Source organism: Parabacteroides sp. An277, from assembly GCF_002159645.1.
Classification (GTDB): domain Bacteria; phylum Bacteroidota; class Bacteroidia; order Bacteroidales; family Tannerellaceae; genus Parabacteroides.
In genome coordinates, this window is record NZ_NFJB01000057.1 from 1 (window position 1) to 13558 (window position 13558).

Consider the following 13558-nt stretch of genomic DNA (forward strand, 5'->3'; position numbering starts at 1 on the left):
GCCCTTATGTGTTTCAACGGGTTATTTATGGGAAAACAATCAGGCACAAAAAAGGGCGGACACACGGGTCCGCCCCTACAAGCATATTAATTGTCAATTGTCAATTCTCAATTGTCCATTGTCAATTACCACAACGTAATCGGCTCCGGATATTCCACTACCAGCGGACTTCCGCCATCATACGTCTCAATACGGACTTTGTATTGTCCTTCCGTTAAGTCCGGGACCATCGTAAATTCGCAACTGGTTTCTGTGACGTTACTGATAGTCGCGGCTTTGATCCATTCGATGTAATCCTGATCATTAACGAGCCCGATGACGTGCTCCAGCGTGCCGTCTTGTCCTTTCAGGGTGAAGCCTTGATAGTCTACGCCGGTTTGCTTGCCTCGCTCAATGCGGTGTGGATTCTCCGGGTCGCCTTCCTCTTTCTGGTAAACGGCGGTGATTTCGGGAGTGACGGGTTCGGGCTCGTCAGGTTTAGGTGTATCCGAACCGGATTCCGTCGACGGCTTACCCATTAGTCCGGCTTGCGACAAGGTTTTTTGTAGGCGAAGGAGCGTCGCGTTGATCGCATCAATAACTGCACCTACCTGTTGCTCTTTTTCCGAATCCTTTGTAATGTACTTGTTTACGCGGTAAACCGCATTCAACAACAAGGCTAATTCGTGGAAAGCATCGTCTACTTGCGGACGAATCGTCTCCATCTTGTCGGCCGTGCTGCGCGCATACTCTTTTGCCGTGCGCATACGATAAACTTCCACAAACTTGTTGTTTACTTCTTCCAATTGCGTAAGCGCGTCGTTAAGTCCCAGCGTAGCAATATCTTCAGCATATTCTTCTTCCTTCATTTTCTTCACGAAGTCAGAAATTTCACCTGTATTCCGCGCCAACGACAACCGAGGTGCGCCCTCATAAGGTTTGATGACGTAGGCCAACCGTTCGCCTGCCTTTTGCGCAGCTTCAAGCGGCGAATACTGGCTGGTCGCAATGGTTTGGGAAATAAATATAAACAATTTGTCGCGACGGTCGTCCGTAGCCTTTACCTCCGGCGTGTTTGCATAAGCAGCGCTGTTGTGGAAACACTGGTCCTCTCGCGCGAACATGCCCACAAGGTTGGTACGCAACGGGGTGATTCCCTGCGCCTCGGCAAATTCCGAAGTAATAATTGCGATTAACTCTTCGATTGTTTGATAATGTTCGCCATTACGGGCACGTTTCAAACAATAATCGGAAATAATTTCTTTAATGTCTTCCATCTTCAAATAGAATTTAAAGTTTATAATTTCAGTTTTTTATCATCTGTGCATTCACAGAAACCTCAAAAAATCGTTTTTTATCGTCTGTGCGTTCACAAAAGCTCCGCGCAGCATTTTTCAGCCGTTTGTGCGTTCACAAAAGCTCCGCGCAGCATTTTTCAGCCGTTTGTGCGCTCACAGAAGCTTCGCGCATCATTTTTCAGCCGTCTGCGCGTTCACAGAAGCTTCGCGCATCATTTTTCAGCCGTCTGCGCGTTCACAGAAGCTTCGATTGCAAATATAAGACATTCTATTTCAATTTTCCTACTTTGGGCGAAAAATTTCACCACATTTCCACCCCTTTGCCCCGCATCCGGGCGAGGCCGGGGATGTTAATAGAACTCCAGGTATTGTCCGGAGAAATGCGGATACGAATAAGAGTATGTTGGTTATCCAGCCGGAAATCCACTTGCAAAGTACCCTTCCGCTTGACCGTCTTTTTCAGGTCGAGCACTTTACGCCTGATGACCGTTCCGCCCAAGCCGGGTTCATTCGGAATCTCAAAGTAATGATGCTTTACCACGGCCACATCTCGTCCAGGTGCTTCCAGTTTTTGCGCCCCGCGCTTGACGATTTGAATCGTGCACGAATCGCCCTCGACGCGCACGAAATTCAAATCCGCGTCCATATTGCGAAACGTGTTGCGGTTGTACCGCTCTTCACTCAGTTCGGTGAAATGGATAACCCACCGGCCGCTATCGACGATGGCCTCCGCCGGGTTCCCGTCCTCCGCGCGTAGGCCGGGGAGGGAAAGGAGGCAAACGATTAGTACGAAATAAAAACGTTTCATGGCTTATTGGTAATAATAGAATCGAACATATCCGGAACTAAATCCCCATGAACCACTTCCGGGAACAGTGGAGGAATCAGGAACAGGCAGACCTGTGTCAGGATCTATGTGATAAGACACCCATGTCTCCCCAGCTACTGTGCCGTAATCATTTTGGCAAATGTACAAATCGAAATATTGGTCCATTGGATTCGAGGTCACATTTTGATGTTTTACAATATGCCACATAAAATCCTCATAAGAAATTGTGAAACTAAGATAGTTTCCCTTTATCACAAACGGATTGGCGAATGGAATATTCAAGTCGATATGACTGTAATTCGAGAAGGTGTGAGAATAAACCAAATCCGAACCAGGAACAGCATGATAAGTCACAACGTCCAACATGCCGAAATCTACATCCCGAGGCTGTATGCCTTGGGCGCTCATGGTTACCAACGAAACAAACGCTAATGCGAAAACAAAAAATATCTTTTTCATACCCGATAAGAATTAAGATGTTACAATGATGTGACAAAGGTAACGACAAAAGCGATACGATGTTCTCTTTTTAACGTAAAACAGTGGCGCGGGGCTCCTTCATCCCTTGAAAAGAGGATTCGGTTTCAGCGAAAAGGGGATGTATCAAAATAGGAAATGTGCTATATTCCCATTATGATACACACCCTTCTGTGTGTCTTTATATTTAATCCTTTAGGCAGATTGGATTTGCGCCATGAGGGCAGGCAAGATGCGGGCGGTCGAGCCGGCATTTTGCTGTACGAACTGGCCGGCAGCTTTCCCGGCAATACTGAGGGCTTTCGCGTCGGACTGGAAACGATCCATTTGTGCGGCGAACTCCTGACCGTTGGCCACGGAGATGCCGCCGCCCGCCGCGATGAGGTCTTTGGCCTCCTTGAATTTCTGGAAGTTCGGACCAAACAGGACGGGGACGCCGTAGACAGCCGCCTCCAGCGTATTGTGGATGCCTGCCCCGAAACCGCCGCCCACATACGCCACTTCGCCATAGCGGTAGATAGACGAGAGCAGGCCGAAGCAATCGATAATCAGGCACTCTTTCTCTTGTATATCCGATGCCTCCTTTACCTGAGACAGGCGGATGGCGGGGCGCGAGAGGGCGCGTTCGATAGCGGCCAGATGGGCTTCGTGGATTTCGTGCGGAGCGATAACGAGCTTCATCTCCGGATGCGCGTTGAAATAGGGCAGGAGGAAAGCTTCGTCTTGCGGCCACGAACTTCCGGCCACGAGCGTGAAGCGTTTGTTCCCCGCCTTGTCGTGCACGAAGGCATCCACGACGGGCGCTTCCTGGGCCGCCTGTTGGATGTCCAGCACACGGTCGAAACGCGTATCGCCGGTGACGGTCACATTCGTAATGCCGAATTGCTGCAACAGCGCTTCCGAGCGTGCGTCTTGTACGAAGATGTGTGTGAAATAATGCAACATCCGCCGATAAGGCGCACCATACCATTGGAAGAAAAGTTGCGTCGGGCGGAAGATGGAGGAAATGATGAAAACCGGAATATGCCGTTGCTTCAATCCCTTGAGGTAATTCCCCCAAAACTCATACTTAATAAAGACCGCTGCCACAGGACGGGCCAAATCCAAAAAACGGTGCACGCGCCCCGGCGTGTCGAACGGAAGATAACAAATTACGTCCGCGCCTGCGTAATGCTTGCGCACCTCGTAGCCCGAGGGCGAGAAGAACGTCAGCAGTAATTTGTACTGCGGGTAATCCGCCTTGATGCGTTCCATCAACGGGCGGCCCTGTTCAAATTCGCCGAGCGAGGCGGCATGAAACCAAATATATTGCTCGCCCTTTTGGATTCCTTCGCGCAGGATGCGTTCGGTCTGCTGCTGTCCCTTCACCATCAGCTGTGCTTTCCGGTTGAACAGGGCGATGAACCGCATGACCCACGCGAAGAAGTGCATTAACAAACTATACATTCCGCTTTTATTTCAAGATATCGATAGCGCGTTGGATGCGGCGGAGGGATTCCTCTTTGCCCAGCGCCTCTGTAATATCGAAGATGTGTGGACCTTTGCCTTCGCCCACAAGCGCCAGACGGGTCGCATTCATGATATTCCCCAAATGATAACCTTTCGCTTCAATCCAAGCCTTAACATCGTTTTCAGTGCTTTCGATATCGAACGGCTCGTGCGCGCGGAGAACTTCGATGAGTTCCGTCAGTTGCGCCGCGCTGTCTTCTTTCCAACGTTTCTTGCGCGTCTTTTCATCATATTCCGTCGGCGCGACAAAGAAGAAAGAAGAGGCTTCCCATAAATCCTGGATGAAGCTGACGCGCCCTTTCATCATCGCCACGACTTTTTCTACATAAGCCGGGTCGGCATGGACGCCGTGCGCTTCGAGAATAGGCAAGAAGAGGGTGGCGATTTCCTTGTTGTCTTTCATCTGGATATATTGGTGGTTGAACCACTTCGCCTTTTCGTAGTCGAACTTCGCACCGCTCTTGCTACAATGCGAGAGGTTGAACGTGCGGATGAGTTCATCCATGCTCATGACCTCCTGGTCGTTGCCCGGATTCCATCCTAACAGCGCCAAGAAATTGACTACAGCCTCCGGCAGATAGCCACTTTCGCGATACCCTGAAGAAACGTCGCCAGTCTTCGGGTCGTGCCATTCCAAGGGGAAAACAGGGAAACCGAGGCGGTCGCCGTCGCGCTTCGAAAGCTTACCGTTCCCTTCGGGCTTTAATAATAAAGAAAGATGGGCGAATTGAGGCATCGTGTCTGCCCAACCGAAATAACGGTATAACAGCACGTGGAGCGGTGCGCTGGGGAGCCATTCCTCACCGCGAATGACGTGCGAAACTTCCATCAAGTGGTCGTCTACGATGTTTGCCAAGTGATATGTAGGCAATTGGTCGGCCGATTTGTAGAGCACTTTATCGTCCAGGACCGACGAATTGATGACCACTTCGCCGCGAATCAGGTCGTGTACGTGCACATCTTCGTTCGGTTCGATTTTTACACGGACGACGTATTGTTGTCCGCCCTCGATTAATGCCTGCGTTTCCTCGGCCGAGAGCGTCAATGAATTGCGCATCTGCATGCGGGTCGACGCGTCATATTGGAAGTTGGGAATTTCCTTGCGCTTCGCTTCGAGCTCTTGCGGCGTATCGAACGCGATATACGCATGACCGGAATCCAACAATTGTTTGACATATTCCTTGTAAATATCCCGGCGTTCGCTCTGGCGATAAGGGCCATAATTACCGCCGAAGCCGACACCTTCGTCGAAATGGATACCCAACCAAGTGAGCGCTTCGATGATATATTCTTCAGCTCCCGGTACAAAACGTTGCGAATCGGTATCCTCGATACGAAGAATCAAATCGCCACCATGCTGTTTGGCAAATAAATAATTGTATAAAGCTGTACGAACTCCTCCGATGTGCAATGCACCCGTCGGACTGGGTGCAAACCGGACTCTAACTTTTCTTTCCGTCATAATTTTTTACTAATTGAACAATAATGCGCGCAAAAGTACGCCTTTTTTTTCGGTTAATAAACTTTTTTGCGTACATTTCGCCCATCAAACGAATAATCGCAATGAGCATTAAAAATTACAACGTACATCCCGCCATTTATTTTATCGTGGCAGCAGTTTTGCTTTCGTATTTTTTTCCGCGCGAAGGCAAGTTCAAGTATCAGTTTTACGAGGGGAAACCGTGGCGTTATGGCTTGCTGACGGCCTCTTCCAATTTCCCTGTATACAAGACGGAGAAACAGGTAAAAGCCGAACAGGACAGCGTCCTCAAGAAGTTCCAACCTTATTACCGGGTGAACCCGGATGTCGAAGTTTCCCAAATCGATAAGCTCCGGGCTGATTATAACGCGCAATTGAAACACCGCGTGACGTCGGCCTACATGCAATATATCGAACGGATGCTTCAACAGCTTTACACGAGCGGTATCGTCTCGCCGCAAGATTGGGAGAAGCTTCATGTGGAACAGTATTCGCAGATTAATTTGATACGCAACACACTCTCCGCGCCGCACTACGTTTCCGATTTGTTTACGGTAAAGACGGCCTACGAGTTTATCATCAACAATTGCCCGGCGAATTTGAACCGTTCGTTGCTCCAATCGTGCGACATTAATAACTATCTTGCCGAGAATGTAACCTACGATGCCGCTACGTCGGATAAAATCCGCAACGAGCTTATCCAAAGTGTGCCGATTTCGTCGGGTATCATCCAGGCAGGCGAACGCATCGTAGACCGGGGCGAAATCATCACGCCGCATACCTACAACGTCCTCCGTTCGCTGAAGATTGTATACGAATCGCAATCGGGCGGGAACCAACGGCATAACCTCATGCTGGCCGGACAGGTGGTCTTGGTTTTCGGATTGCTTTTTTGTTATTGGTTGTATCTTTTCTCTTTCCGGCGGAAGATTTTGTTCAAGCGGCGCAACACGCTTTTCTTGGTGTGCTGCATCTTTGTTCCCGTTTTACTAACGGAAGTATGCGCGGCGTACAATCTTTTTAGCTTGTATATTATTCCGTTTGCCATTGCGCCGATTGTCGTCCGTACTTTCTTCGATTCGCGTACGGCCTTGTTCACACACTTGGTGACAGTGCTGATTTGTTCTGTGATGGCACAATTCCCGCACGAATTTCTTATCCTTCAAATCGTGGCGGGGATGGTGGTGACCTTCAGCTTGAAGGAACTTTCCGAACGTTCGCAGCTCATCCGTTGCGCCTTTTTCGTATTCCTTTCGTATGCGCTATCCTACGTCGGGTTAGTGTTGTATCAAGATGCCGATTTAAACAAGATTCACTGGGTCATGATGCTTTATTTCGGTATTAATTTCATCTTGTTGACTTTCGCTTATCTGTTGGTTTATATATTGGAAAAGGTATTCGGGTATATTTCGCCCATCACGTTAGTCGAACTTTCCAATATAAATAATGATGTATTGAAGAAATTGAGCGAGACCTGCCCGGGGACGTTCCAGCACTCGTTGCAAGTCTCCATCCTCGCCTCCGAAGCAGCCAGCCGCATCGGCGCCAATGCGCAACTCGTCCGTACCGGCGCGATGTACCACGATGTCGGAAAGATGGCGAATCCGCTCTATTTTACCGAAAACCAGAATCAGGTGAACCCTCACAACACCCTTTCGTTCGAAGAGAGCGCTCAGCGTGTCATTAGCCACGTGACGGAAGGCGTCAAAATAGCCGAAAAGGCGGGGCTGCCCAAAGAAATCATCGATTTCATCCGCACGCACCATGGGCGCGGCAAGGCGAAGTACTTCTACAATTCCTACAAGAACCAATATCCGGACCGCGAGGTGGACGAATCGCTTTTCACCTATCCGGGCCCGAACCCGTTCACGAAAGAGACTGCCATCGTCATGATGGCCGACTCGGTAGAAGCCGCTTCGCGCAGCCTCAAGGAGCATACGGAGGAGAGCATCAGCCAGCTCGTCAACAAAATTATCGACACCCAGATAGCTGATGGTTTGCTGAAGAACGCCCCCTTGACGTTCCGCGATGTGGAATCCGTAAAGCGCGTTTTCATCGAAAAGCTCAAGATTATGTACCATACGCGCATCAGCTATCCGGATTTGAAAAAGAAAGATGACGAAAAGTAAGTAAAAACAGGGTTTTGATGTCTAAATTTAGCGAGAAAGTATAAAATAAATCATTTTGACGTTTCTCGATTCGAGAGCTTTGCAAATTGATTATTTAAGATTTTCTCGTTCCGAGAAACGGAAAAATCGACGATTTGGGATTTTCTCGCTTCGAGAAACGATAAAATCAACGATTTTAGGGTCTCTCGTCCGGAGAAACGGAAAAATCGAAGAAGTGAGGCTTTCTCGGAAATTTCAACCCTAAAAAAGAAAATGATGAGGCAAGAAAAAATAGGGACACTTATAATAGTGCTTTTTTATAGTTGTATTTCCACTATTTCACAGGCGCAAACGGAAATAATCACCCTATTCGAACGGGGCACGGATGGCTACGCCTGTTTCCGCATTCCGGCGATTGTCCGTTCCGAAAAAGGGACGCTGTTGGCATTCGCCGAAGGACGCAAGCGCGATTGCGCTGATACGGGCGATATCGACTTGGTGTTGCGCCGCTCGACGGACGGCGGACAGACGTGGGGAGCGCTCCAGGTCGTTTGGGACGCGGGCGGGGATGTGTGCGGAAATCCCGTGCCCATTGTCGACCGTCGTACAGGCCGTATCCATTTAATCGCCTGTTGGAATTTGGGAGAAGATAACGAGGCGCAGCTCATCTCCGGAGAGAGCCGGGACAAACGGCATATTTATACGCTCTACTCGGACGACGACGGCCGCTCGTGGTCTGCCCCGCGCGAGATTACCGCGTCGTTGAATCGCCCCGAATGGGGTTGGTATGCGACAGGTCCTTGCCACGGGCTCCAAATCCAATCTGGCCGACATGCGGGGCGGCTGGTCGTGCCCGCCAACCATAGCGTCGTCCCATCCGCTACCTATTATGCACATTGCTTTTATTCAGACGATGGCGGCGCGACGTGGACGCTGGGCGGCACGGTCGAGGAGGGAGACGGGAACGAATGTTGCCTCGCCGAATTGTCAGACGGGACGCTGATGCTTAACATGCGGAATTATAACCGGGAGAAAAGCCACCAACGTGCCTATGCGTTGAGCTCGGATGGCGGCGCGACGTGGAGCGCGACAGGATATTTGCCGGAACTCGTCGAGCCTATCTGCCAGGGAAGTACACTTAATGGACCGTATGGCGGACCAGACAGCACGACGTTGCTCTTTTCGAATCCCGCTTCGACCGAAAAAAGAGAAAAAATGATGTTGAAAATCAGTCGAGACGACGGAAAGAGCTGGCACGAGGGAGTTTTGATTTATGAAGGACCGGCAGCCTATTCAGACTTGGTGCCGTTAACAAATACGCGCGTCGGATTGTTATTTGAATACGGGACAGTCGATGCCTATGAGCGGATAGGTTTCGTAAGCATCTCTATTCCGGAAGAAAAATAAACCCATTTAGTATGATACAAGAAAACTTTATACAGTTATACGAGAACAGTTTCCGGGCGAATTGGGATTTGCCCGCACTCACGAACTACGGCGAGAAGGAGACATGGACGTATGCCGACGTGGCCCGGCATATCGCCCGTTTGCATATATTGTTTGAGGCGTACGATATTCGGCAAGGAGATAAAATAGCGCTGATAGGCAAAGATAGTATCCATTGGTGCGTGGTTTATATGGCTGCCGTCACTTATGGTGCGGTAATTGTGCCCATCTTGTCCGATTTTAATCCGAACGATTTGCAACATATCGTGAATCATTCTGAATCACGCCTGTTATTTGTCGGCGAACGCCATTGGGAGACATTAGACGAAGAAAAGATGCCCGAACTCCAGGCTGTTTTCTCGTTAGGCGATTTCCGTCCTCTTTCCCAAAAGAAATCAAATGCGATTCAGGAGGAAGAGCTCAATGCCCTTTTCGTGCGCCGTTATCCTGATGGCTTCCGAAAGGAACATATCAATTATGCAAAGCGGGATAATGACCAGGTTGTGCTTCTAAATTATACATCGGGTACAACTGGATTCAGCAAAGGCGTGATGCTGACAGGCAACAACCTGGCAGGCAATGTCACCTATGCACGCACGTTGGATATCCTTTTCCGAGGCGAACGGGAATTGTGTTTCTTGCCTTTAGCCCATGCTTATAGCTGTGCGTTCAATTTCTTGGTGCCGATGGCATTTGGAGCGCATGTATATTTGCTGGGAAAACTTCCTTCGCCAAAAATCCTTTTGAAAGCATTTGCCGATGTGAAACCACATCTTATTTTGACCGTGCCATTGATATTGGAAAAGATATATAAGAAGATATTGCTCCCTGTGCTTTCGAAGCGAAGCGTGCGAATTATCCGGAAAATACCGGGTGTCAATAGGTTATTCTATCGGCGAATCCGGCAGCGGTTGTCGGAAGCCCTCGGTGGAAATTTCCGGGAAGTGATAGTAGGCGGGGCGGCGATGAATCAAGAGGTGGCGGATTTTCTATACCAAATCCGTTTCCCGTTCACTATAGGCTATGGCATGACGGAATGCGGTCCGCTGATTAGTTATGATAATCATCGGGATTATGTGCTTACTTCCTGCGGGCAAATACTAAAAGGGATCATGCAAGTACGCATCGATTCGGAAAATCCGTATCATCAAGTTGGCGAAATCCAAGTGCGGGGCGAGAATGTCATGAAGGGATATTATAAGAATGAAGAGGCCACGCGTAATGCCTTTACCGAAGATGGCTGGCTGAAGACGGGCGATTTAGGGACGATTGATGCGAATAATCGTATTTATATTCGCGGACGAAGCAAAACGATGCTCCTCAGTTCGAACGGACAGAATATTTATCCGGAAGAAATTGAGTCCAAATTAAACAACTTACCATTCGTCTTGGAAAGTTTGATTTTAGAAAAGGAAGGAAAACTGGTTGGATTGGTTTATCCGGATTTTGATGCAGCCGATCGTGCTGGCATTTCGCTCGAAGAGCTTCCAGCTTTGTTGGAGCGTACTCGTTTGGAACTGAATAAACTATTAGCTCCTTATGAGGCCGTTTCGCAGTTGAAGCTTTATCCGAATGAGTTCGAGAAAACACCTAAAAAGAGCATCAAACGGTTTCTTTATACACAAGTATGACGTTCTGCCAGCACCTTTCCTTTTTCATAAAAAGAAGGGAAATAAAAATTTTAGAAAAAAACGAGAATATGTTGTACAACATATAAAATTTGGTATTACCTTTGCAGCGATTTTCGAAAGAAACATATTTATAGACCGTTTAATTTTAGAACACAATGAAAAAGTTAGTTGCTTTCGCTGCTGTTATAGCAGCCGTATCATTTACATCTTGTGGTAGTAAGACCAGTGAGTCTACAACAGCTGCTCCGGCAGAAACAGAAACTACAACTGTAGAAGCTCCAGCAGATACTACAACAGTTGCTCCTGCTGATAGTACTACTGCTGTTGTTGATTCAGCAGCTGTTACTACAGAGGCTACACCGGCTGCATAATCAGAATCAATAGCGAGAGGTGAAGAAAAACAAGGACAGTCTGTATGCATTTTATACATACAGACTTTTTTTATGCAGTTTCTTATATCAATAATATATACATAAACGAAAAAATAAGTCATGAAACGAACCGGATACTTATCTCTTTTTCTTTTAGGATATATTCCTTTTTTATGTGCGCAAGAACCCGTAACGCAAGCTTCGGCGGATACAGTTCGTACCATTCGTGATGTGGAAATCTGGGGTAGATATTTATCCGGACGGAGTGGTGGAACGATACAGCCATTGCGTGTTGAGCGTCAACCGAGCAGTGTAAATGTGAGCGTGGCGGAGGCATTTCGTCAACTTCCTTCCGTCGTGACGGATATAGAAGGAGGTATCCTTTTCCGTGGTTCGACGAAAACGGGAATGCTTATCGATGGCGTTCCGTATGGCTTGCTGGAAGAATATAGTGGCGATGTATTGATTCAACTACCTTCGTTGTTTTTTAATCGAATAGCATTGAACCAAATGCCTCGAATCGACCAAGTACCCGATGGAGATGCAGGGTTGTTGAACCTCTCGTCTGAATCCACTTCGGATGCGCCGCTGAGCTTAACTATCGGAGCCGGATGGCATGAGCGTTACAATGCGGGTGCGGTATTGAATTTGAATCCAGGCCGTTTTCATATTGTGGCTAAATACAATTATCGTCGGGAGTATCGAGAACGGTCATTTAGTAAAACCACGGTTACAAAACAAAATACGCAAGTGATGAATAATAATGCCGATGCCCGTCCTGATGTGCATTTAGCTGATTTGTCTGTAGGTTATGACCTTTCCAAGCGCGACTTGTTGGGTGTGCATGGTCTATTTCATCGCATGGATTATAGTCGGTATGGAAGAATTAATAACCAAGTGTTTAACCCAGCAGGTGAACAAATGAAGCATGTGATTCGCAATCGATATAATGACCAGCGGCAGGATGCGTATGCAGCAGAAGTTTATTGGAAGCATCAATTCCGCGCGGGCGGTTTGTTTTCGATGCGTTTTAATTACAATGATTTCCTTTATGATGAAGATAATGATTATAAGAACGAGAATCCTCAGACGTCTGCCATCATCGCGGAGGATAACCAATTTATAAACCACGACAAACATAACTATTATTGGGAGGCGAAAATAACTTATCCTTTTTCCGATAATAGTTATAGATTGAACGCTGGATATATAGGACGACAAACGGAAGAGGCGTATCGTAATGATGTCAATGCCAAACAAGGGGATACTTGGTCCGCGACCGAAGCGAAATGTTACCAATATGATTATCGCCGTTCGCTTCACCTGCTTTTTGCGGCGTTGGAGAAGAAAAGCGAGACGTGGGAGGCTGAATTGGGTGTGCAGGCCGAATTTAATCACCGAGAAATGGATGAACAGTTGCCCTCGTCGGACGTAAATCCAATCGTCTCAAATACTTATTTTCATCTCTATCCACATGTCTTGTTGGCATATCATCCGGTTCATGAACATCAATGGAGTCTTGCTTATCAGCAACGTGTGATTCGTCCTTTGGGTTCAGAACTCTGTTCGTTTGTCGACAATAGTGATGCGACGCACGTTTTCTTGGGAAATCCGGAACTGAAAGACGAATATGTACATACATTGGAATTAAATTATCGGTTTGCATTATCCAATTTCCGTTTCACGCCGGCATTGTATTATCGTAACCGTACGAATCGAATAGTGGAAATGGTGCGACAAATGGGAGAGGAATCTGTGTGGCAAAAAACGAATGCCGGGAATAGCCAAACCTTTGGATTCGACCTTTCGGCTCGTTGGCAACCTTGGCATTTCTTGATTATTGGTCTGGCTGGCAATGTGTATCGCGATGAAATCGACGGGCGCACGATTGGATATGACGAGAAAAAATCCCTCTGGTGTGGTGATGTGAAAGGTAATATGGAATTTCGATTTACACCAACCACGACGTTGCAAATAGATGGATTTTACATAACGGACCAACTTACGGCACAAGGGAAGATAAAGCACCGCTATACTCTTAATGCCGGCCTTTCGCAATATTTCTTTCAAAAGAAGCTTTGCGCGAGTTTAAGCCTCCATAATATCTTTGATTCGCTGGAAGAAACGACCCTTATCAGCACGGAACAAATGCAAATGACACAGAAACGCAATCGCGATGCCCGAGTTGCATGGCTCACGTTGACTTACCAATTTCTTTAGTGGAATTTGGGCATATAGAAATATAAAAGAGGGTGTGACGGAAGTGGCGAGACCTTCGCCATAGGCTGCACGAGTGATTCGCCACGGCCTGTGCGAGGGTCTCGCCATAGGCTGCGCGAAGGTCTCGCCATGAGTTACGCGAGGCTTTCGCTACGAAACAACGAATGGAGGCAAACTATTACATTCATACGGACGCCATCCAGAAGCCTT

At 47.9% G+C, this 13558-nt stretch carries 10 protein-coding genes; 5 read left to right on the forward strand and 5 right to left on the reverse strand.

Going from position 1 to position 13558, the window contains the following annotated elements:
- Nucleotides 1-125: 125 nt before the first annotated feature.
- The 5 genes from B5F77_RS14715 to gltX all read right to left on the reverse strand — a co-directional run bounded on the left by B5F77_RS14715 (nt 126) and on the right by gltX (nt 5554).
- Nucleotides 126-1256, reverse strand: coding sequence for a DUF6261 family protein (locus B5F77_RS14715; RefSeq protein WP_087332117.1), 1131 nt, complete (start codon nt 1254-1256; stop codon nt 126-128).
- A gap of 322 nt (nt 1257-1578) precedes the next feature.
- Nucleotides 1579-2085 carry a hypothetical protein gene (locus B5F77_RS14720; RefSeq protein WP_087332119.1) on the reverse strand — a complete coding sequence of 169 codons (507 nt, stop codon included), beginning with the start codon at nt 2083-2085 and terminating at the stop codon, nt 1579-1581.
- A 3-nt stretch (nt 2086-2088) separates the two neighbouring features.
- The gene (locus B5F77_RS14725) at nt 2089-2565 is read right to left on the reverse strand and encodes a hypothetical protein (RefSeq protein WP_087332121.1); all 477 of its coding nucleotides are present in this window, start codon (nt 2563-2565) and stop codon (nt 2089-2091) included.
- Between the two features lie 213 nt (nt 2566-2778).
- Nucleotides 2779-4029, reverse strand: coding sequence for a glycosyltransferase N-terminal domain-containing protein (locus B5F77_RS14730; protein WP_087332123.1), 1251 nt, complete (start codon nt 4027-4029; stop codon nt 2779-2781).
- Nucleotides 4030-4036: 7 nt separating this feature from the next.
- Complete coding sequence (gene gltX / locus B5F77_RS14735; RefSeq protein ID WP_087332126.1) at nt 4037-5554, reverse strand: glutamate--tRNA ligase; 1518 nt, start codon at nt 5552-5554, stop codon at nt 4037-4039.
- A 101-nt stretch (nt 5555-5655) separates the two neighbouring features.
- Between gltX and B5F77_RS14740 the strand changes: the two genes are divergently transcribed.
- The 5 genes from B5F77_RS14740 to B5F77_RS14760 all read left to right on the forward strand — a co-directional run bounded on the left by B5F77_RS14740 (nt 5656) and on the right by B5F77_RS14760 (nt 13348).
- Complete coding sequence (locus tag B5F77_RS14740) at nt 5656-7701, forward strand: HDIG domain-containing metalloprotein (RefSeq protein ID WP_087332128.1); 2046 nt, start codon at nt 5656-5658, stop codon at nt 7699-7701.
- Between the two features lie 252 nt (nt 7702-7953).
- Nucleotides 7954-9087 (forward strand): sialidase family protein, encoded by a 1134-nt coding sequence (locus B5F77_RS14745; RefSeq protein WP_239446386.1) that lies wholly within the window; start codon nt 7954-7956, stop codon nt 9085-9087.
- 11 nt (nt 9088-9098) lie between these two features.
- Nucleotides 9099-10757: an AMP-binding protein gene (locus tag B5F77_RS14750; protein WP_087332130.1), complete on the forward strand. Its 1659-nt coding sequence runs from the start codon at nt 9099-9101 to the stop codon at nt 10755-10757.
- 155 nt (nt 10758-10912) lie between these two features.
- Entirely contained in the window at nt 10913-11128 is a 216-nt protein-coding gene (locus B5F77_RS16070) for a hypothetical protein (protein WP_087332133.1), read from the forward strand.
- 120 nt (nt 11129-11248) lie between these two features.
- The gene (locus tag B5F77_RS14760) at nt 11249-13348 is read left to right on the forward strand and encodes an outer membrane beta-barrel family protein (protein ID WP_087332135.1); all 2100 of its coding nucleotides are present in this window, start codon (nt 11249-11251) and stop codon (nt 13346-13348) included.
- The last annotated feature ends 210 nt before the right edge of the window (nt 13349-13558 follow it).